This window comes from Nocardia sp. CC213A, from assembly GCF_030766805.1.
GTDB classification, from domain to species: domain Bacteria; phylum Actinomycetota; class Actinomycetes; order Mycobacteriales; family Mycobacteriaceae; genus Nocardia; species Nocardia otitidiscaviarum.
This window is the reverse complement of sequence record NZ_JASFXA010000004.1, coordinates 88,208-107,649: the sequence shown is the minus strand read 5'-3', so window position 1 is coordinate 107,649 and position 19,442 is coordinate 88,208. Positions and strand designations below refer to the sequence as shown.

The window sequence follows — 19,442 nt, the reverse complement described above, 5'->3', positions numbered from 1 at the left end:
GGTCACTCTTCGGGCCTACTCCTCGGTAGCCCTATCCCGACTCGGTGGTTGTTGGCAGACTGCCTACACTGCCCAAGACGAAAGCTTTGAGAGCACAGGAGGCTCAGTGCCCAACCATGCCAACGCGCAGATCACCAAGGTCCTCGTAGCCAATCGAGGCGAGATCGCCGTGCGCGTGATCCGGGCTGCCAAGGACGCCGGGATCGCCAGCGTCGCCGTGTACGCCGAACCGGACGCCGACGCGCCGTTCGTGCAGCTCGCCGACGAGGCGTTCGCTCTGGGTGGTCAGACCTCGGCCGAGTCGTACCTGGTGTTCGACAAGATCCTCGATGCCGCCGCCAAGTCCGGCGCCGACGCGATCCACCCCGGCTACGGCTTCCTGTCGGAGAACGCCGATTTCGCGCAGGCCGTGCTCGACGCGGGCCTCATCTGGATCGGACCCTCCCCGCAGTCCATTCGCGATCTGGGCGACAAGGTCACCGCGCGCCACATCGCCGAGCGCGCGCAGGCCCCCATGGCCGCGGGCACCAAGGACCCCGTCAAGGACGCGCAGGAAGTCGTCGCATTCGCCGAGCAGTACGGCGTTCCGGTGGCCATCAAGGCCGCCTTCGGTGGTGGCGGTCGCGGCATGAAGGTCGCGCACACCATCGAGGAGATTCCGGAGCTGTTCGACTCCGCCGTGCGCGAGGCCACCGCCGCCTTCGGTCGCGGCGAATGCTTCGTCGAGCAGTACCTGGACAAGGCCCGCCACGTCGAGGCCCAGGTCATCGCCGACAAGCACGGCAATGTGGTGGTCGCCGGCACCCGCGACTGCTCGCTGCAGCGTCGCTTCCAGAAGCTGGTCGAGGAGGCCCCCGCCCCGTTCCTCTCCGACGAGGTGCGCGCCAAGATCCACGAATCCGCCAAGCGGATCTGCCGCGAGGCCGGATACTACGGCGCCGGCACCGTGGAGTACCTGGTGCAGGGCGAGACCGTGTCCTTCCTCGAGGTGAACACCCGCCTCCAGGTCGAGCACCCGGTCACCGAGGAGACCGCCGGCATCGACCTGGTGCGCCAGCAGTTCCGCATCGCCGAGGGCCACGAACTGAGCATCACCGAGGATCCGACGCCGCGCGGGCACTCCTTCGAATTCCGCATCAACGGTGAGGACGCGGGCCGCAACTTCCTGCCCGCCCCCGGCCCGGTCACCGTGTACAAGGAGCCGACCGGCCCCGGCGTGCGCGTGGATTCCGGCGTGGTCGAGGGCAGCGTCATCGGCGGCCAGTTCGACTCCATGCTCGCCAAGCTCATCGTCACCGGCGAGAACCGCGAGCAGGCATTGCAGCGCGCCCGCCGCGCCCTGGCCGAGTATCAGGTCGAGGGCCTGGCCACCGTCATCCCCTTCCACCGCCACATCGTGGAGAACCCCGCCTTCATCGGCGACGGCACCACGTTCGACGTCTACACCAAGTGGATCGAGAACGACTGGGACAACCCCATCGAGCCCTACACCGGCGGCCAGCCCATCGAGGCGGACGACGAGGAGCCCCGCCAGAAGGTGGTCGTCGAGGTCGGCGGCCGTCGCCTGGAGGTGTCGCTGCCCGGACAGTTCACCGTCGGCGCGGCCGCGACCGGTGGCGGCGGCAACGGCGCGGGCGTCATCCGCAAGAAGCCGAAGCCGCGCAAGCGCGGCGGGGCCGGTGGCGGCGCCGCCTCCGGTGACGCCGTGACCGCACCCATGCAGGGCACCGTGGTCAAGGTCGCCGTCGAGGAGGGTCAGTCGGTCGAGGCCGGTGACCTGGTGGTGGTGCTCGAGGCCATGAAGATGGAGAACCCGGTGACCGCGCACAAGGCCGGTGTCATCACCGGGCTGACGGTGGAGGCCGGTGCGGCCATCACCCAGGGCACCGTACTCGCCGAGATCAAGTGAGTTCGCGCCGGATCCCGTAGTCCGGCAGTGCTTCTCGAACGGGTCGCGCCAGTGTGCGCGGCCCGTTCGCGCTGTCGCGGGCGCGGCGGCCGGGTACGGTCGCGTACGTGCCGCGGCGGCCGCGAATCTACATCCGGCGGCGGACGTTCGACCGGTCGGCGCGCGCTAAGGTCGGTATATGGCTGAACCACCCGACATTCGCATCGGCACCGCCGAACGCGAGGAAGCCATGCGGCGGCTGTCGGATCACTTCGCCGCCGGGCGGTTGAGCGTGGCCGAATTCGACGAGCGCAGTGCGATCGTGGCGGCCGCGGTGACGCGGGGCGATCTCGAGCAGGTGTTCACGGACCTGCCCGCGCCGGTGTCGCTGGAGAAGCAGGTACCGGCCGAACGCGGATTCCGGTTGCCCGCGGGGGTGGCCCAGCGGGCGATGCCGGTGGTCACCATTCTCGCGTTGATCCTGTTTCTCGTGACCCAGCAGTGGTGGTTCTTCCTCGCCATTCCGCTGGCGGGTGCGCTGCTGTTCGGGGATCGGCGCGGGCATCGGTACGGGCACGGCCGCTGGCACTGACAACGGGAAGGCTGTATGGAACCCATCGAGATCAACGCGGGCGGATGGTATCTGCGCGCCCTGCGCGCCGATGAGCGCATCGACGACCGGCCCGCGCTGGCCGACGGCGGCATCACCGATCCCGACTATGTGGTGCGGCGGGCACTGGAATGGGATGACGAGACGCACTTCTCCTGGGCGGTGTGCGTGCCCACCACCGCCGAGATGGTCGCGGAGATCGGCGCTACGCCCGAGGGCGACGGCACCGCCGTCATCTCCGGCTGGGCCCGCGACGGCTACGACACCGCTCTCGCCGACGGCCGCACGGCGGTGCGGCGTTTCGTCCAGGGCGCGCTGGGCCTCGAACCCCGCGACGTCCCCGTCGACCGCTGACCCCGTCCGGTCCGGACATTTCCTGAACGTCGAAAAACCCTGCGTCACCTGCGCATTCGTCCGTCTGGGCGGAAATAATCGCTCGTGCTCACCCGGGTCGCGGTGGGACTCTCGGAGCACCACCCGATACCGAGCCGAGCGGAGACGCACATGTGGGCCTGGAGCGAACACCACGCCGAACACGCGGCCGCGGCGAGCTGGACAACCTGGCGGACCCGCACGCCGAAACCGACCGTCACCGAACCACAACCCTGGACCGAACCGCAGCGGACCGAACCCGCGGTCGGATCTCCGGCCGATGGCGTCGAGCGGCGAGCCGATGTGCGCTCGGCTACCGCCGCGCTCGCGACCGCCGGTGAATCCCCGCGCGCCGTAGCCAAGGCGGCCTCCGCGTGCGCGACTCGGACTGCGGGGGCTGTGGCCGTCGATGCGTCGCCGGTTCTCGGCCCGCGATTCGCCCCGGCGACCAGATGCGGCGAGCGCGTGGTTCTCGGGCGTGCGTTGCCGAGCCGGAGCGGCTGAGCGGGTTGGTGAGGAAGTGATGCGTGGCATCGACCCAGCGCGTCCGGTGATGCCGGGGAGGGACTCGCACGGAGTGCGGCCGGATCACGTGGCGGGGGTGGGGGAGTAGCGTGCCCGGCATGGAACGGGCACCTGTGGATGTGGAGCGGCTGCGGCGGGAGATCGCCGGGGCGGCGGAGTTGGGGTTCTTCACCGGGATCGAGGTGGTGGAGTCGACCGGGTCGACCAATGCGGATCTGGTCGCGCGGGCGGCGGATCCGGGGGTGGATCGGGTGGTGTTGCTCGCCGAGGCGCAGGAGCGGGGGCGGGGGCGGCACGAGCGGGCGTGGGAGAGTCCGGCGCGGGCGCAGATCGCCATGTCGATCCTGGTGCGGCTGCCGGGGATCGATCCGGAGGTGCTCGGGTGGCTGCCGCTGCTGACGGGGGTGGCGGTGGTGGACGCCGTGCGTGCGGTCGCGGGCGTCGACGCCGCGCTGAAGTGGCCGAACGATGTGCTGGTCGACGGGCGCAAGCTGTCCGGGATACTGGCGGAGGTCGCGGCCGGCGCACCCGATCCCGCCGTGGTGATGGGCATCGGCCTGAACGTGAGCCTCACCGAGGCCGAACTCCCGGTCCCGCATGCCACCTCGCTCGCCCTGCTGGGCGCCGCCGACACCGACCGCACCGATCTGGCCCTGGCCATCCTCCGCGAATTCGCCCGCCGCCTCACCGCCTGGCGCGCCGCGAACTGGTCGGTCACCGACCTTGCCGCCGCCTATCGCGAACGCTGCGCCACCCTGGGCGCCGAGGTCCGCGCCGAACTCCCCAACGGCCAGGCGCTCACCGGCATCGCCACCGACATCGACGACCACGGCCGCCTGTGCATCGGCGACCAGGCCGTCACCGCGGGCGACGTCACCCACCTGCGCCCAGCCTGAGCAACCTCTTGACCCGTCCGATCAGAGTCGGGGCACCGGGGTCGGGGGTTACGAGGGCCGAGTGTGCGGCGGCCGCGAATTCTCCTGCGCTGGAATGGCGTTCGGCTGGGTCGCGGGCCATGCCGCGGGCGATGACGGCGTCCAGCGCTCCCGGTAGCTCCGGGCGGATCGCCGAGGCGCGGGGGCGGTCGGCATTGACGTGGGCGTACATGAGGCGGGCCGGGTTGCGGTCTCGGAAAGGTCTTTCGCCCGTGAGGCATTCGTAGAGCACGCAGGCCAGCGAGTAGATGTCGGAGCGTGCGGAGGCGGTGCCGGTGAACCGTTCCGGGGCCATGTAGGCGGGGGTGCCGACCACCATGCCGGAGAGCGTCACCGGGGTCTGCCCGTCCTGCTGGGCGGTGCCGAAGTCGATGAGGTAGGCGATGTCGTCGAGCGCCACCATGATGTTGGCGGGCTTGACATCCCGGTGGATCACCCCGGCCGCGTGCGCCTCGTCGAGTGCCGTCGCCACCTGCGCGATGAGCGTCACGGCCGACGCGGGCGGGCGCGGACCCTCCCATTCCAGCAGCGCCTCGAGATCGACCCCGTCGATGAAACCGGTCTCGATGAACAACCGTCCCTCCAGCTCCCCGAAGGTGTGCAGCAGCGCCACGTGCGGCCCGCGCAGGCGGGCCGCGGCGCGGGCTTCGCGTTCGAAGCGCCGCCGATAGGAGGGGTCGGCGGCGAGAGCCGGGGCCAGCACCTTCAGTGCCACGGTGCGGTCGGTCAGGGTGTCGTGCGCACGCCAGACCTGCCCCGACCCACCACTGCCCAGCAGCTCGTCGAGGCGGTACCGACCCAGCTGACCGTCCCCCACGCCAGATCCTCTCGTACCGGACAAGTCTCACTGGGGGAACACCCTACGGCCTGGCTATAACGGCTGGAAAACGCTCAGGCGGGCTGCAGTTCGCCGCGCGCGGCCTCGCGGGCGAGCAGCCGGTCGCGCTGCTCCTCGAACTTGAGCACATCGGCCTCCATCTTCTCCAGCCAAGTGCCGAGCTGATCGCGCGCCTGCTCGCCGCGCGTCCCGAAGTCGGTGCGCTCGAAGACGTTCCACTGCTTGAGCACGGGCTTGACCACCTCGTCGAGATGCTGGCGCAGATCGTAGATGCCGTGCTTGGCCATGAGCACGCCGTTGCGCCGGAAGTTGGGCATGCCGTAGCCGGGCATCACGAAGTTGGTGAGCACCTTGGTGATCGCCGCGATGGCCTGGTCCGGCACCAGATCCAGTCCGGCCCCGCACAGGGTGCGGTAGAAGATCATGTGCAGGTTCTCGTCGGCCGCGATGCGCTGGAGCATGCGGTCGGCGACGGGGTCCTCGCACACCCGCCCGGTATTGCGGTGCGAGACCCGGGTGGCCAACTCCTGGAAGGTCACGTACGCGACATTGTCGAGGAAACCGCCCCATTCGGCGGGCGACTTGGCGCCGTTGGTCATGTGCACCATGCGCGCCTGCTCCAGCGCGACCGGGTCGACGCCGCGGGTGACCACCAGGTAGTCGCGGATCACGATGCCGTGGCGGTTCTCCTCGGCGGTCCACCGCCCGACCCAGGTGCCCCAGGCCCCGTCCATGGAGAAGTTCTCGGAGATCTCCCGGTGGTAGGAGGGCAGATTGTCCTCGGTGAGCAGATTGGTGACCATGGCGACCTTGGCGACCTCGCTGAGCTTGGACTGCTCCGGATCCCAGTCCGCACCGCCCATGGCGGCGAAGTTGCGGCCCTCGTCCCAGGGCACGTAGTCGTGCGGATGCCAGTCCTTGGCCATCGACAGGTGCCGATTCAGGTTCTGTTCGGCCACTGGTTCGAGCGCCATGAGTATTTCGAGCTGGGTCAGATCCTTGGTCACACACGCCTCCTGATGTCATGCGGGGTGGAGCAGGACTGTGCACATGCGCGGGACTAGCTGATGGTTCCCCCTACAGCCGAACGATTGTGCCGCAGAACAAGGTCCCGCGTGCCGTATTCGAAGCATCCTTCCGGGGTAATCTGCCGGTATGGCTTACCCGGAGGAAGCGCTGGCACCGGACGAACAGCTGCTGCTGCATCGCCATCCGCACTGGAAGATGCTGTTCCTACCCGCTGTCGCCTTCATCTTCGTGACCGCGCTGGCCGGTTTCGGCTTCGGCCTGGCCTCGCGCGCTCCGCTGGGGATTCTGCGCACCGGGTTCATGATCGCGGTGCCGGTGGCGTGGGTGCTGCTGGTGATCTGGTGGTGCATCGTCCCCCTGATCGCCTGGCGAACCACGCATTTCATCGTGACCGACCGCCGGGTCCTGGTCCGGGAAGGCGTGCTCACCCACACCGGTATCGATATCCCGATGACGCGCATCTCCAGTGTGCAGTTCAGTCACGGCCTGACCGACCGGCTGCTGGGCGCGGGCACCCTGACCATCACCTCGGCGTCGGAGGAGCCGCTCGAGTTCACCGACATCCCGCGGGTGCAGCAGGTGCACGGGCTGGTGTATCACCAGGTTTTCGATGTGGTGCAACAGGACCCGCGCGACGGCAACGGTCGTTAGCGCGTTCGGCACGGTTCTACCCGTAGTCTTGGTCCGTGACCGCCGTACTGCTGGCCGAAGACGACGAGGCCATCGCCGCACCGCTGTCGCGGGCGCTGGGGCGTGAGGGTTATTCGGTGACCGTGGAGAGCTTCGGCCCCGCGGTCCTGCAGCGCGCCCTGGAGGGTGAGCACGACCTGCTGATCCTCGATCTCGGGCTACCCGGGATGGACGGCCTCGAGGTGTGCCGGCAGGTGCGGGCGCGCGGCGCGGATCTGGCCGTGCTCATGCTCACCGCCCGCACCGACGAGGTCGATTTCGTGGTGGGCCTGGACGCGGGCGCCGACGACTACGTGGGCAAACCCTTCCGGCTGGCCGAGTTGCTGGCCCGGGTGCGGGCGCTGTTGCGCCGCAGCGGAATCGGGGACGAGGCGGTGGAGGTCGGCGGTATCCGCCTGGAGCCCGCCGCGCGCCGGGTGCTGGTGAACGGGGTGGAGGTGAACCTCGCGAACAAGGAGTACGAACTGCTCAAGGTGCTGATCGACCGGGCCGGACAGGTGGTGCCGCGCGAGACCATCCTGCGCGAGGTGTGGGGTGACGCGGACCTGCGCGGTTCGAAGACCTTGGACATGCACATGTCCTGGCTGCGCCGCAAGATCGGCGACGAGGGGCCGGTGGCCGAACGCCGAATCGTGACGGTGCGCGGCGTAGGCTTCCGCTTCAATACCGACTAGGTGAACAGCCTGGTCCGTGCGCAGGCGCGCACCACCGAGCAGCCCCCAGTGAAGCGAGGCATGTCGACGATGCGGCGCAGAATTCTCATGTCCATGGTGGCCGCGCTGACGCTGACGACGCTGGTCCTCGGCATTCCGCTGGCGTACACGGCGTGGCAGTGGGTCGAGGATATGACCCGCAACGATCTGCGCGGCCGCCTCGAACGCATCTCCACGGAGGTGATCGCGCAGGAACCGGACGGTCTGGTGCACGGTGAGCTGGATCTGCGTTCGGTGCGGCCGCTCATTCCGGCGGGCGGCCGGTTGACCATCATCTATCCGACCGAGCGGACCGTCGCGCACCGTGTGGACGTCGGCGTCGACTACGTCGACGATCCCATCGTGGAGTCGTTGTCCATGGGCACCTCGGTCTCACTGCGCCTGGAAACCCCTGCCTCCCCGATGCATTCGATGCAGCGCAAGGCGCTCGGCGCGGTGGCGGGGCTGGTGCTGCTGTCGCTGGGCGCGGGCATCGCGGTGGCCACGGTGACCGCGCGCCGGGTGGCCGATCCGCTGCGCGACGTGGCCGCCCGCGCCGCCCGGCTGGCCATGGGCGACTTCCGCGCCGACCCGCGCCGCCACGGCATCACCGAACTGGACCGGGTCTCCGATGTGCTGGATTCGGCGACCGTGGAGATCGCGGGCCGTCTGCAACGCGAGCATGCCCTGGTGGCCGACGTCTCCCATCAGCTGCGCAGCCGCCTGACCGCGGTGCGCCTGCGTCTGGACGAGCTGTCGGAGTACTCGGATCCGGATGTGGTGCACGAGGCCGAGGAGGCCATGGCGCAGGTGGATCGCCTCACCGACGCCATCGACGATCTGGTGCGCGCCTCCCGGGACGAGGGCGCGGCCGAGCGCGATCCGGTGCCGGTGATCGACGAACTGCGCGGAGTGGTGTCGGAATGGCGGCATCCGTTCGCGGAGGCGGGTCGCAAACTGGTGCTGGCGGGCGATCCGACGCTGCGCGCGCCCATCACCGGTTCCCGGTTACGGGAGGCGGTGGCGGTGCTGGTCGACAATGCCCTCATGCACGGCGGCGGCACCTGCACGGTGTCGGTGCGCACGGTGACGGGCGGGCGGGACCGGGAGCCACTGGTGTGCGTGGAGGTGGCCGACGAGGGCCACGGGGTGCGCGACGAGCTCGCCCCGCACATCTTCGACCGCGGGTTCTCGGCGGGTGGTTCCACGGGTGTGGGGCTGGCGCTGGCGCGCGCCCTCATCGAGGCCGACGGCGGCCGGCTGGAGTTGCAGCGTCGCCGCCCGGCGTTGTTCGCGGTCTTCCTGGGCGCGCCCGCCGCGAATCGCGTCCAGGGCGAGGTGGTCGCCGAACCGCGGTAGCGGCTAGCTGTGGCCGAGCTGTTCCTCGCCGAGCAGATCCTCGAGTTCCGCTTCGATCTGGCGCATCTCGTCGGGGAAGACCCAGCGCCGCATGGCCCAGAATCGGAACACCATCTGCAGGATATTGCCGATGATGAAGGCGCTGATGAAGTCGGTGATGTTCTCGGCGGTGAGGCTGATATTCGGCACCTGCAGGTGCAGCATGTACCGCGAGATCCACAGCGGTGTGAAGCTCAGCACCACGCCGATACCGCTGACCGCGAAGAACAGCAGGGCCTCGTGGTGTTTCTCCCGTCCGCCCCGATTCTCGAACGTCCATTCGCGATTGAGAATGTAGGAGGCGATCACCGCGATCACCCCGGAGATGATCTTGGCGGTTACCGGCTTCGGTTCCAGAATGGTCAATTTCAGGAAGTAGAAGATGCCGCTGTCGATGACGAACGTGGTGGCGCCCACGATCGCGAACTTGATCAGTTCGTGATGGCGGATCGCGAGATCCCGCAGCGGTGTGGGCAGCAGTTTTACCACGTCGTCGACAAATGACACGAGGCCGAGTCTACGTGCCCGCGATACCGGGTCGGCAACCCGCAGGCACGGGGCCCCCGGGCACCATGACAATATTGTCGAACGTGAGCGCACGTTCCTTCGATTCCTCGGCCATGCCCACGGTCACCATGATCGGTGGCGGGCAGCTGGCACGGATGACCCATCAGGCGGCGGTCGCGCTCGGGCAGCGGCTGCGCGTCCTCGCCGAACGGCCCGACGACCCGGCCGCCCAGGTGACACCCGAGGTGGTGTTGGGCACCCACACCGACCTGGCCGCGCTACGCAAGGCCGCGGTCGGCTCGCACGCGGTGACCTTCGACCACGAGCACGTGCCCACCGAGCACCTGGAGGCGCTCATCGCGGAGGGCGTGAACGTGCAGCCGCCGCCGGGCGCGCTCGTCTACGCCCAGGACAAGCTGGCCATGCGCCGCAAGCTGGCGGAGCTGGGCGTGCCGGTCCCGGCGTTCACCGCCGTGGCGTCGGCGGCCGACGCCGTCGCGTTCGGTGACGAGCACGGCTGGCCCTTCGTGCTGAAGGCGGTGCGCGGCGGCTACGACGGCCGCGGCGTGTGGATGCCCGCCGACGCCGCTGAGGCCACCCGCATCGTGGACGACCAGCTGGCGCACGGCGTCGGGCTACTGGCGGAGGCGAAGGTGGACCTGAAGCGTGAGCTGTCGGCCATGGTGGCGCGCTCGCCGTTCGGGCAGGCCGCCGTCTGGCCGGTGGTGGAGACCGTGCAGCGCAACGGCCAGTGCGCCGTGGTGATCGCGCCCGCGCCGGAGCTGCCGGAGGAGCGTGCGACCGAGGCGTCGGCGCTGGCGCTGCGGCTGGCCTCCGAACTCGGCACCACGGGCGCGATGGCGGTGGAGCTGTTCGAGACCCATGCCGGTGAGCTGCTGGTGAACGAGCTGGCCATGCGCCCGCACAACAGCGGCCACTGGAGCATGGACGGGGCGGTCACCGGCCAGTTCGAACAGCATCTGCGCGCGGTGCTGGACTATCCGCTGGGCGATACCGCGCCGCTGGCCCCGGTCACCGTGATGGCGAATATCCTCGGCGCGCCCGAAGCCCCCGCCATGTCCATGGACGAGCGGCTGCACCACCTGTTCGCCCGCATGCCGGAAGCCCGGGTGCACCTCTACGGCAAGGGTGAGCGGCCCGACCGCAAGATCGGACACATCAATATCCTCGGCGACGATGTCGCCGCCACACGCGAGCAGGCCGAGCGCGCGGCGCACTGGATGTCGCACGCGGTATGGACCGACGGATGGGATCCGCATCATGAGTGATACCGAGCGCACCGCGCCACAGGTCGGCCTGATCATGGGCTCCGACTCCGACTGGCCGACCATGCAGGCGGCCGCGGAAGCCCTGGCGGAGTTCGGCATTCGCTTCGAGGTAGGTGTGGTGTCGGCGCACCGCACCCCGCAGCGCATGCTCGACTACGCCAGGGAGGCGGCGGGCCGCGGCATCCAGGTGATCATCGCGGGCGCGGGCGGTGCGGCGCATCTGCCCGGCATGGTCGCCTCGGCCACCCCGCTGCCCGTGATCGGCGTCCCGGTGCCGCTGAAGTACCTGGACGGCATGGACTCACTGTTGTCCATCGTGCAGATGCCCGCGGGCGTCCCGGTCGCCACGGTCTCCATCGGCGGCGCGCGCAACGCCGGCCTGCTGGCGGTCCGTATCCTCGCCGCCGCCGATCCGGACCTGCGCGTGCGCATGGAGCAGTTCCAGGCCGATCTGGAGAAGCTCGTGCTGGAGAAGGACGACGCCCTGCGCACCCGGTTGCTGGGATGAGCGCGGTGGCCACCACACCGCGAACTCCGGTCCGCGACAGCTGAGTTCGAGACCGCATGGGTGAATCCAGGGGTACGCCCGAGCGTGGCGAAGGCACCGCGGCGCGGGTTCGCGACGCGACCGCCGGTGCGGCGAAGGCACGCGGCGGCGGGGGAGCCATCGCGACCGCGCGGCGGTTGACCGTGGTCGATCAGGCGTTGCGGTTGTTCGCCGAGAAGGGGTACGAGGCGACGACGGTCGATGAGATCGCGGAGGCGGCGGGGATCTCCCGGCGCACCTTCTTCCGGCAGTTCCGGGCCAAGGAGGATGTGGTCTTCGCCGATCACGAATCGCAGTTGGCGCAGGCGCGGGAATTCCTGGACGGGTGGGACGGCGATCCGTGGGCGGGCGTGCTCGCGGCGGTCGTCGGGGTGTTCGAGCGGTTCACGCAGTGGCGGGAGCTGGCGGCGCGGCGGTATCGCGTGGTGCGGCAGGTGCCCGCGCTGCGGGAGCGCGAGATCGTGACGGTGTTCCGGTACGAGCGGCTGTTCACCGACTATCTGCGCGAGCGCCTGCGCGGGGAGTCGGATCTGGCGCTGGTGCAGTTCACGGCGGCGGTGACGGCGACGCACAACTATCTGCTGCGCCGGATGGTGCGCGGCGAGTCCGACGCGAGCCCGGCCGATCTGCGGGCGGCACTCGATGCCATACCCCGGGGTCGTGCCGAACACGGGGATGAATCCGACCAGTTGGTCGTAGCGGTCTTTCCGCGCGCCATGTCGCCCCGGCAGGTCGCCGATCTGCTGGCCCGTCGCCTGGATACCCTGGACTGACGCGCACGTGTCGAATCTGACACTGCGTGCCACCGCCTGATGGGGTAGTAACCGCATGTGGCCGCGATTTGGCGGCGTATACTCGGCGACGGTTGGCACTGAGTGCCGAGATGCTGGAGATGGCGCTGGCGAGCAGCGGCGATCCGAAACCACGAACCAGGAGTGAACTCATGGCGGGCAACCCCGACTTCAATCTGTTCCAGCTCGAGGACTTCCACCACGAGCTGCGCGAGGCCATTCGCGGTCTGTCCGAGAAGGAGATCGCGCCCTACGCCAAGGACGTCGACGGCAACTCCCGGTTCCCGGAGGAGGCGCTGACCGCCCTCAACGCCGCCGGTTTCAACGCCGTGCACGTGCCCGAGACCTACGGCGGCCAGGGTGCGGACTCCGTCGCCACCTGCATCGTGATCGAAGAGGTCGCCCGCGTCTGCGGATCCTCCTCGCTCATCCCGGCCGTGAACAAGCTCGGCACCATGGGCCTGATCCTCAACGGCTCCGAGGAACTCAAGCAGCAGGTGCTCGCCGACATCGTGGCCGGCAAGATGGCCTCCTACGCCCTGTCCGAGCGGGAGGCCGGTTCCGACGCCGCCTCCATGCGCACCCGCGCCCGCCAGGACGGCGACGGCTGGATCATCAACGGCTCCAAGTGCTGGATCACCAATGGCGGCAAGTCCGACTGGTACACCGTCATGGCCGTGACCGACCCGGACAAGGGCGCCAACGGCATCTCGGCGTTCATGGTCCACTCCGACGACGAGGGCTTCGTGGTGGGTCCGCTGGAGCACAAGCTGGGCATCAAGGGCTCCCCGACCGCCGAGCTGTACTTCGAGAACTGCAAGGTTCCCGGCGACCGCATCATCGGCGAGCCCGGCACCGGCTTCAAGACCGCGCTGCAGACCCTGGACCACACCCGCCCCACCATCGGCGCGCAGGCCGTCGGCCTCGCTCAGGGCGCGCTGGACGCGGCCATCGCCTACACCAAGGACCGCAAGCAGTTCGGCAAGGCCATCGCCGACTTCCAGAACACCCAGTTCATGCTGGCCGATATGGCCATGAAGGTGGAGGCCGCCCGCCTCATGGTCTACACCTCCGCCGCCCGCGCCGAGCGCGGCGAGCAGAACCTCGGCTTCATCTCCGCGGCCGCCAAGTGCTTCGCCTCGGATGTGGCCATGGAGGTCACCACCAATGCCGTGCAGCTCTTCGGCGGTGCGGGCTACACCACCGACTTCCCGGTGGAGCGCATGATGCGCGACGCCAAGATCACCCAGATCTACGAGGGCACCAACCAGATTCAGCGCCTGGTCATGTCGCGCGCCATTCTGCGCTGAGCGGACCGCGCGGGATTTCGCACGCGCGGCTGAGAATCCGCGCGTGCAGCTGAAATCTCTTGTGTAGCCATGGGATAACTCCGGTGGCCGACCCGCCGCTGGACTGCGGGGTGGGCGGTTAGCCGGAGTTTTCCTTTTTATCCTTCGGGTGGCGGGGCTCGATTTCAGGGCTGTCCAGGCCGGGGTGAGGGGAGCAGTATGGTTTCATGGCCGGCGTCGAAATCAACGACAGGTTCGTCCGGCGCACGTTGGACAACGGGCGAGTGGAAGAGGTTTCGTGGACGGAACTGTCGGAGGTACGAATCATCACCACGGCGGACGGACCGTTCGCCGAGGACGTGTTCTTCGTGCTGATCAGTGCGTCCGGAAAAGGCTGCGTGGTACCGCATTCGGCGGCTGACACCGCATTCCTCGCCCGCCTGCAGGCACTACCCGGCTTCGACAACGAGAAGGTCATCGAGGCCATGGTCAGCACCACCGACCGGCAATTCCTGGTCTGGCGACGCGCGGCGTCCCGCCGCCACCGGCATTGACCTAGGCCACCAGATCCGCGTACTCCGGGTTCTCGGCGATGAACTTCTCCACGTACCAGCAGGTCGGAATAATGGTGAATCCCGCCTCGCGGGAATCGCGCAGCGCGAATTCCACCACCTGCGCGGCCACCTTGCGTCCCCGGAATTCCGGGAAGGTCAGCGTGTGCTGGAAATCGCGGACCCGCACGTCCCCGTCCACGCGTTCGGCGTAGTCGGCGTAACCCGCGAGAGTGTCGTCGAGGTAGATCTCGTAGCGGGTGGCCGCGACATTGTGTTCGAGCCTGGTGGTCATGTTCGAGTGAACTCCCTTGTGACGAGGATTGTTCCGCTGGGCCGGATCGGACTAGAGCACGGCCCCGGGGTTGAGGATGCCGTGCGGGTCGAGGGCGTGTTTGATGCGGCGGGTCAGGTCCATGACCTCGGGGCCTACCTGGTCGGGTAGCCAGGCCTTCTTGAGGCGGCCGACGCCGTGTTCGCCGGTGATGGTGCCGCCGAGGGCGATGGCGAGGTCCATGATCTCTCCGAAGGCCTGGTGGGCGCGTTCGGTTTCGTCGGGGTTGTTCGGGTCGTGCACGATGAGGGGGTGGGTGTTGCCGTCGCCGGCGTGGGCGATGACCGAGACCAGCACCTGACGGCGGGCGGCGATATCGGCGATACCCGTGACGAGGTCGCCCAAACGCGGCAGCGGGACGCCGACGTCCTCGAGCAGCAGCGGGCCTTTGCGTTCCACGGCGGGGATGGCGAAGCGGCGTGCCGCGCAGAAGGCTTCGCCCTCATCGGGGTCGTCGGTGCGGAACGCCTCGGTGGCTCCGGCCTGTTCGCAGGCGGTGAGCATGAGGTCGGCTTCGTGTCCGGCGTGTTCACCGGGGGCGTCGGAGCGGGCGACCAGCAGCCCGGCGGCGGTGCGGTCCAGGCCCATGCGGAGTTCGTCCTCGACGGCGTTGACGGCGACGGAGTCCATGAATTCGAGCATGGAGGGCCGTAGCGCGCCGGTGATGGCGAGGATGGCCTCGGTGGCGGCGGTGAGCGTGGGGAAGGTGGCCACCACGGTGGACTGCGGCGGTTGGGCGGGCAGCAGCCGCAGGGTGAGTTCGGTGATGATGCCGAGGGTGCCCTCGCTGCCGACGAACAGCTTCGTCAGCGACAGCCCGGCGGAGTCCTTCAATCGGGGTCCGCCCAGGCGCACCGTGGTGCCGTCGGCGAGGACGACTTCCATGCCGAGGATGTAGTCGGTGGTGACGCCGTATTTCACACAGCACAGGCCCCCGGCGTTGGTGGCGGCATTGCCGCCGATGGAGCAGATCTCGAACGAGGACGGGTCGGGTGGATACCACAGGCCGTGGTCGGCGGCGGCGCGTTTGACCTCGGCATTGAGCAGTCCGGGTTGGGTCACGGCGGTGCGGGTGACGGTGTCGACGGTGATGGCCCGCATACGTTCGGTGCTCAGCAGCAGCGCGCCGTGCTGTGCGGTGGCTCCGCCGGAGAGTCCGGTGCCCGCGCCGCGCGGCACCACCGGCACCCGGTGTTCATGCGCCCAGCCCATGACCGTGGCCACCTGTGCGGTCTCGGTGGGTCGGATGAGGGCCAGGGCGATTCCGGCGTCGGGGTCCAAGGCCCGGTCCTGGCGGTAGCCGCCCAGGACGTCGGGATCGGTGACCACCATGCCGTCGGGCAGCAGAGCGCGAAGCGAGTCGAGATCGGGGGCAGAGCTGTGCGGGTCCACAGTGGAGAAACTACGTGGCGAGCGCGCGGAAGTGGGGAACCGGTCCCATGTCCATGCTCCTCGTCCGGCCGGTGGCGCGGGCGCAGTACACTGCGGGCCGTGTCCGATCCCAAGCTCGAAATCCAAATGCTGCACGACCGCGTCATGGTCAAGATCAATCAGGACGCGGGGGAGCGGCGCAGCAGCGGGGGCATTCTGATCCCGGCGACCGCCCAGGTCGCCAAGCGGCTGTCCTGGGGCGAGGTGTGCGGCGTGGGTTCGCACGTGCGCGCGGTGAGCGTCGGCGACCGGGTGCTCTTCGGGGCCGAGGATCAGTACGAGGTGGAGATCCAGGGGCAGGCGTACTACGTGCTGCGGGAACGGGACCTGCATGCCGTGGCGAACGAGCGCCCGGAGCACGGCACCGGTCTATACCTCTAGCCGCGGGTACCGCCAGCCCACTTACGTTTCCTCCGCTTGCGTCCGATTCGCCGCATTCTCGGCAACTGTTAACCAAACATTTGCCATTGTGCGGGCGCGGGCGATTGCTCCGGTCATCGGCGTCGGCCAGCATCCGATCCCATGTCGCGCACACGCCTGAACCCGGCCGGAGATATCCCCGATACCGGCATTCCCGAGCCGCTCGCCGCCACCATGACCATGGCCGAGCAGCACGAGTGGCATCGGAGCTATCTGCGACGGCACGCGGTCTCGCGGCGCAACTTCCTGCGCGGGTCGGCGGCGGCCGCCGCGGTGGCGGCCGTGGGCGCGTCACCGTTCGGGGCGCGCGCCTACGCGGAGGAAGCGCGGCTGGGGGTGGGCGGCCTGCACGTCGGCTACGGCGCGGACGCGGCCAGCCAACTGCGGTTCGCCGCGCAGCTGTCCCGGAATCCGCACGGGGCCAAGGTGTTTCTCGACCACGGGAGCACACCCGCGCTGGGGTCGAGCGCCGAGGCCGAGGTGCGCAACCTGGTCACCCAGATCCCGAGCAGCGACGGGGGCGTGCTGGCGGCCGAGCAGTTCTACGTGCACGCGCCCGTGGACGGACTGCCGGGCCGGATGCCGCACTTCTACCGCTGGCGCACCTCGGACGGTTTCGTCGGCGACATCCGCTCGGCCGCCACCGCCATGCCCACGGCCCGAGAAGCGGTGCTGCCCTTCCGCTTCACCATGATGGGCGACCAGGGTTCGGACGAGACGCCCTCGCGGCCAGCGGGTCTCGCACCCGGTGACTACGACGACATGTACTACCAGGCGGACAACGACCCGACGGTGCGGCACGCGGACAATATCGTGCGCCAGATCGCCGCCGCCCGACCGGATTTCCACGTGCTCGCCGGTGACATCGCCTACGCCGACCCCTCGGGCGCGGGCAAGCGGGCGCAGTTCGTGCCGTCGGGCGGCAAGCCCGCCAGCGGATTCGACAGGTTCAACCCGTACGTGTGGGACGTGTACCTGGGCGCCATCGAGGCCAGCGCGGCGACCACGCCGTGGATGTTCGCCACCGGCAACCACGACATGGAGGCCGCCTACGACACCCACGGCTACGGCGGACACCTTGCGCGCCTGGACTTCCCGGGCAACGGTCCGGCCGGATGCCCCTCGGCGTACTCGTTCACCTACGGCAATGTGGCGGTGCTGTCGCTGGACGCCAATGACATCTCCTACGAGATCAAGGCCAACACCGGCTACTCCGACGGCACGCAGACCGGATGGGTGCAGCGCACTCTCGCGTCCTATCGTGCCGACCGGAACATCGACTTCATCGTCTGCTTCTTCCACCACTGCGCCTACTCCACCACCGAGGCGCACGCCAGCGACGGCGGCGTCCGCGACGCCTGGTGCGCCCTGTTCGACCGCTACCAGGTGGATCTGGTGCTCCAAGGCCACAATCACGTCTTCGAGCGCACCGACCCCATCCGCGGCGGCGCGGCTACCCGGGTGGCCGCCGACCACGACATCGTCTATCCGGAGACCGACGGCACCGTCTACTACACCGTCGGCGGCGGCGGGCGGCCCCGCTACGAATTCCAGCCCGGCTCCCGGGAGTCCTACCGCGGCAACGAACTTCCCGACACCGCGGTGCCGAACAGCTACGTCTGGACGGCGGACGGCGGCACACGCGACGAAGCGGCCCCGTGGTCCCGGGTCCGCTTCCGCAACTACTCCTTCATCCGAGTGGACGTGCGTCCCGGCTTCTTCGCCAGCGAGATGGACGTGGTCGCCGTCGACGAATACGGCCGCGAATTCGACAAGCTCACCTACCGCCGCCAGGTCCGGCCCTGACGCCGGAAGGCCCGCATCCCACTGGGATACGGGCCTTCCGAGCCTGCGTCGTGTCGAACTGCCGCGCCGTGCCGAACTAGAGCGCCTTCAGCTCCTCGGTGACCGCACCGACGGACTTCTTGGCGTCGCCGAACAGCATGGAGGTGTGGTCGGCGTAGAACAGCGGGTTGTCGATACCGGCGAAGCCGGAGTTCATCGAGCGCTTGAGCACGATGACGCTCTTGGCTTTGTCGACGTCGAGCACCGGCATGCCGTAGATCGGCGAGGACGAGTCCTCGCGGGCGGCCGGGTTGGTGACGTCGTTCGCGCCGATGACCAGGGCGACGTCGGTGCGGCCGAATTCGCCGTTGATGTCGTCCATTTCCTTCATGGCGTCGTAGGACACCTCGGCCTCGGCCAGCAGCACGTTCATATGGCCGGGCATGCGACCGGCGACCGGGTGGATGGCGTACTTGACCTCGACGCCCTTGGCCTCGAGCAGGGCCGCCATCTCCTTGACCGCGTGCTGGGCCTGGGCCACGGCCATACCGTAGCCGGGTACCACGATGACCTGGTTGGCGTAGGCCATCTGGATGGCGGCGTCGGCGGCGCTGGTGGCCTTGGCCGTCTTGGCCTCGCCGCCCGAGCCCGCGCCGGGAGCCGTTCCGCCACCGCCGAATCCGCCCGCGACGATGGCGGGGATGGACCGGTTCATGGCCTTGGCCATGAGGTTGGTGAGGATGGTGCCGGACGCGCCGACGATCATGCCCGCCACGATCATGGCGGTGTTGTTGAGCGCCAGACCCGCGGCGGCGGCCGACAGCCCGGTCAAGGCGTTGAGCAGCGAGATGACCACGGGCATGTCCGCGCCGCCGATGGGCAGCACCACCATGAGGCCGAGCACGCCCGCCAGCACCAGCACCGCGACCATCCACCAGCCCGACGCGCCGCCGTCGGCGGCGGAGATGCCGATGACGACCGCGGCCACGATGGATCCAGCCAGCAGCAGCAGGTTCAGCGGCTGCTGTAGTCGGCCGATGCCGATCGGCTTGCCGGGCAGGATCTCCTGCAGCTTGCCGAAGGCGATCAGCGAACCCCAGAACGACACCGAACCGATGATGGCCGCGAACAGCGAGCCGATCACGATGTGCACGGTCGGTTCCTCACCGTGCTGGAAGTTCGAGAAGCCGCTGGTATCCAGGAATTCCGCCCAGGCGATGAGGGCGACAGTGCCGCCGCCGACGCCGTTGAACGCGGCGACGAGCTGCGGCATCTCGGTCATCTTGGTGAACTTGGCCGGGGGCACGCCCAGTACCACGCCGACGATCAGACCGGCGGCGATGATGATCCAGTTGCCGGTGTCGCGCACCGCGATCAGGGTGGCGACCACGGCGATGGCCATACCGGCCGCGGCGATCCAGTTGCCGCGTACCGCCGTCTTCGGGCCGGTCAGGCCCATCAGGCCGTAGATGAACAGCGAGAAGGCGATGATGTAGAGAATATTGACCAGATTGTCCATGG

The 19,442-nt window shown here is 69.0% G+C and carries 20 protein-coding genes; 14 read left to right on the top strand and 6 right to left on the bottom strand.

The genetic code is table 11. The annotated features are described in order from the left end of the window. Positions 1-106: 106 nt before the first annotated feature. The 4 genes from QJS31_RS08970 (at position 107) to QJS31_RS08955 (ending at position 4,291) form a co-directional block, all read left to right on the top strand. Complete coding sequence (locus tag QJS31_RS08970; RefSeq protein ID WP_282781804.1) at positions 107-1,909, top strand: acetyl/propionyl/methylcrotonyl-CoA carboxylase subunit alpha; 1,803 nt, start codon at positions 107-109, stop codon at positions 1,907-1,909. 178 nt (positions 1,910-2,087) lie between these two features. Further along, a complete protein-coding gene (locus tag QJS31_RS08965; RefSeq protein ID WP_282781803.1) occupies positions 2,088-2,480 on the top strand; it encodes a DUF1707 domain-containing protein in 393 nt (130 codons plus the stop codon). A gap of 15 nt (positions 2,481-2,495) precedes the next feature. Further along, on the top strand, positions 2,496-2,852 hold the full coding sequence (locus tag QJS31_RS08960) for a hypothetical protein (protein WP_195145233.1): 357 nt from the start codon (positions 2,496-2,498) through the stop codon (positions 2,850-2,852). Positions 2,853-3,493: 641 nt separating this feature from the next. Then, positions 3,494-4,291, top strand: coding sequence for a biotin--[acetyl-CoA-carboxylase] ligase (locus tag QJS31_RS08955; RefSeq protein ID WP_306356409.1), 798 nt, complete (start codon positions 3,494-3,496; stop codon positions 4,289-4,291). Here QJS31_RS08955 and QJS31_RS08950 read toward each other — a convergent pair. Beyond that, on the bottom strand, positions 4,269-5,147 hold the full coding sequence (locus QJS31_RS08950; RefSeq protein WP_306356408.1) for a serine/threonine-protein kinase: 879 nt from the start codon (positions 5,145-5,147) through the stop codon (positions 4,269-4,271). The genes QJS31_RS08955 and QJS31_RS08950 overlap by 23 nt on opposite strands. A gap of 74 nt (positions 5,148-5,221) precedes the next feature. Next, complete coding sequence (locus QJS31_RS08945; RefSeq protein WP_306356407.1) at positions 5,222-6,175, bottom strand: acyl-ACP desaturase; 954 nt, start codon at positions 6,173-6,175, stop codon at positions 5,222-5,224. 148 nt (positions 6,176-6,323) lie between these two features. On the opposite strand from QJS31_RS08945, the gene QJS31_RS08940 reads away from it, so the two are divergent. From QJS31_RS08940 to QJS31_RS08930, 3 genes are all read left to right on the top strand, one after another. Beyond that, positions 6,324-6,848, top strand: a complete 525-nt coding sequence (locus QJS31_RS08940) for a PH domain-containing protein (RefSeq protein ID WP_282786231.1) — start codon at positions 6,324-6,326, stop codon at positions 6,846-6,848. A gap of 35 nt (positions 6,849-6,883) precedes the next feature. Then, the gene (locus tag QJS31_RS08935) at positions 6,884-7,561 is read left to right on the top strand and encodes a response regulator transcription factor (RefSeq protein ID WP_029925688.1); all 678 of its coding nucleotides are present in this window, start codon (positions 6,884-6,886) and stop codon (positions 7,559-7,561) included. A 69-nt stretch (positions 7,562-7,630) separates the two neighbouring features. Next, positions 7,631-8,938 (top strand): HAMP domain-containing sensor histidine kinase, encoded by a 1,308-nt coding sequence (locus tag QJS31_RS08930; protein WP_029925689.1) that lies wholly within the window; start codon positions 7,631-7,633, stop codon positions 8,936-8,938. Between the two features lie 3 nt (positions 8,939-8,941). Here QJS31_RS08930 and QJS31_RS08925 read toward each other — a convergent pair whose 3' ends face one another. Beyond that, positions 8,942-9,484, bottom strand: coding sequence for a GtrA family protein (locus QJS31_RS08925; protein ID WP_306356406.1), 543 nt, complete (start codon positions 9,482-9,484; stop codon positions 8,942-8,944). 65 nt (positions 9,485-9,549) lie between these two features. Between QJS31_RS08925 and QJS31_RS08920 the strand changes: the two genes are divergently transcribed. The 5 genes from QJS31_RS08920 (at position 9,550) to QJS31_RS08900 (ending at position 13,954) form a co-directional block, all read left to right on the top strand. Further along, the gene (locus tag QJS31_RS08920; protein WP_282780767.1) at positions 9,550-10,773 is read left to right on the top strand and encodes a 5-(carboxyamino)imidazole ribonucleotide synthase; all 1,224 of its coding nucleotides are present in this window, start codon (positions 9,550-9,552) and stop codon (positions 10,771-10,773) included. Then, positions 10,766-11,281, top strand: a complete 516-nt coding sequence (purE, locus tag QJS31_RS08915; protein WP_039810491.1) for a 5-(carboxyamino)imidazole ribonucleotide mutase — start codon at positions 10,766-10,768, stop codon at positions 11,279-11,281. Before QJS31_RS08920 ends, purE begins: the two co-directional genes overlap by 8 nt. Positions 11,282-11,337: 56 nt before the next feature. After that, positions 11,338-12,093, top strand: a complete 756-nt coding sequence (locus QJS31_RS08910) for a TetR family transcriptional regulator (RefSeq protein WP_282780770.1) — start codon at positions 11,338-11,340, stop codon at positions 12,091-12,093. Between the two features lie 170 nt (positions 12,094-12,263). Then, the gene (locus QJS31_RS08905) at positions 12,264-13,421 is read left to right on the top strand and encodes an acyl-CoA dehydrogenase (RefSeq protein WP_306356566.1); all 1,158 of its coding nucleotides are present in this window, start codon (positions 12,264-12,266) and stop codon (positions 13,419-13,421) included. Between the two features lie 206 nt (positions 13,422-13,627). Next, on the top strand, positions 13,628-13,954 hold the full coding sequence (locus tag QJS31_RS08900) for a hypothetical protein (RefSeq protein WP_039810493.1): 327 nt from the start codon (positions 13,628-13,630) through the stop codon (positions 13,952-13,954). 1 nt (position 13,955) lies between these two features. Here QJS31_RS08900 and QJS31_RS08895 read toward each other — a convergent pair whose 3' ends face one another. Together QJS31_RS08895 and QJS31_RS08890 are read right to left on the bottom strand one after the other, a co-directional pair. Further along, positions 13,956-14,246 (bottom strand): GNAT family N-acetyltransferase, encoded by a 291-nt coding sequence (locus QJS31_RS08895; protein ID WP_029925702.1) that lies wholly within the window; start codon positions 14,244-14,246, stop codon positions 13,956-13,958. Positions 14,247-14,297: 51 nt separating this feature from the next. Further along, entirely contained in the window at positions 14,298-15,617 is a 1,320-nt protein-coding gene (locus QJS31_RS08890; RefSeq protein WP_282780794.1) for an FAD-binding oxidoreductase, read from the bottom strand. A 159-nt stretch (positions 15,618-15,776) separates the two neighbouring features. Here QJS31_RS08890 and QJS31_RS08885 point away from each other — a divergent pair, with 159 nt between their 5' ends. Both QJS31_RS08885 and QJS31_RS08880 read left to right on the top strand, forming a co-directional pair. Then, positions 15,777-16,097 carry a co-chaperone GroES gene (locus tag QJS31_RS08885; protein WP_029925706.1) on the top strand — a complete coding sequence of 107 codons (321 nt, stop codon included), beginning with the start codon at positions 15,777-15,779 and terminating at the stop codon, positions 16,095-16,097. A gap of 141 nt (positions 16,098-16,238) precedes the next feature. After that, positions 16,239-17,942, top strand: a complete 1,704-nt coding sequence (locus QJS31_RS08880) for a metallophosphoesterase (RefSeq protein WP_306356405.1) — start codon at positions 16,239-16,241, stop codon at positions 17,940-17,942. Between the two features lie 76 nt (positions 17,943-18,018). Here the strand turns inward: QJS31_RS08880 and QJS31_RS08875 are convergent, their stop codons facing one another. After that, a complete protein-coding gene (locus tag QJS31_RS08875) occupies positions 18,019-19,440 on the bottom strand; it encodes an NAD(P)(+) transhydrogenase (Re/Si-specific) subunit beta (RefSeq protein WP_282780775.1) in 1,422 nt (473 codons plus the stop codon). Between the last annotated feature and the right edge of the window lie 2 nt (positions 19,441-19,442).

Excerpts from the sequence above, each read along its gene's own strand:
- QJS31_RS08965 (WP_282781803.1), top strand. The coding sequence starts at position 2,088 with ATGGCTGAACCACCCGACATTCGCATCGGCACCGCCGAACGCGAGGAA.
- QJS31_RS08960 (WP_195145233.1), top strand. The coding sequence starts at position 2,496 with ATGGAACCCATCGAGATCAACGCGGGCGGATGGTATCTGCGCGCCCTG.
- QJS31_RS08955 (WP_306356409.1), top strand. The coding sequence starts at position 3,494 with ATGGAACGGGCACCTGTGGATGTGGAGCGGCTGCGGCGGGAGATCGCC.
- QJS31_RS08940 (WP_282786231.1), top strand. The coding sequence starts at position 6,324 with ATGGCTTACCCGGAGGAAGCGCTGGCACCGGACGAACAGCTGCTGCTG.
- QJS31_RS08930 (WP_029925689.1), top strand. The coding sequence starts at position 7,631 with ATGCGGCGCAGAATTCTCATGTCCATGGTGGCCGCGCTGACGCTGACG.
- QJS31_RS08920 (WP_282780767.1), top strand. The coding sequence starts at position 9,550 with ATGACAATATTGTCGAACGTGAGCGCACGTTCCTTCGATTCCTCGGCC.
- purE (WP_039810491.1), top strand. The coding sequence starts at position 10,766 with ATGAGTGATACCGAGCGCACCGCGCCACAGGTCGGCCTGATCATGGGC.
- QJS31_RS08910 (WP_282780770.1), top strand. The coding sequence starts at position 11,338 with ATGGGTGAATCCAGGGGTACGCCCGAGCGTGGCGAAGGCACCGCGGCG.
- QJS31_RS08905 (WP_306356566.1), top strand. The coding sequence starts at position 12,264 with ATGGCGGGCAACCCCGACTTCAATCTGTTCCAGCTCGAGGACTTCCAC.
- QJS31_RS08900 (WP_039810493.1), top strand. The coding sequence starts at position 13,628 with ATGGCCGGCGTCGAAATCAACGACAGGTTCGTCCGGCGCACGTTGGAC.
- QJS31_RS08895 (WP_029925702.1), bottom strand. The coding sequence starts at position 14,246 with ATGACCACCAGGCTCGAACACAATGTCGCGGCCACCCGCTACGAGATC.
- QJS31_RS08890 (WP_282780794.1), bottom strand. The coding sequence starts at position 15,617 with ATGGTGGTCACCGATCCCGACGTCCTGGGCGGCTACCGCCAGGACCGG.
- QJS31_RS08880 (WP_306356405.1), top strand. The coding sequence starts at position 16,239 with ATGTCGCGCACACGCCTGAACCCGGCCGGAGATATCCCCGATACCGGC.
- QJS31_RS08875 (WP_282780775.1), bottom strand. The coding sequence starts at position 19,440 with ATGGACAATCTGGTCAATATTCTCTACATCATCGCCTTCTCGCTGTTC.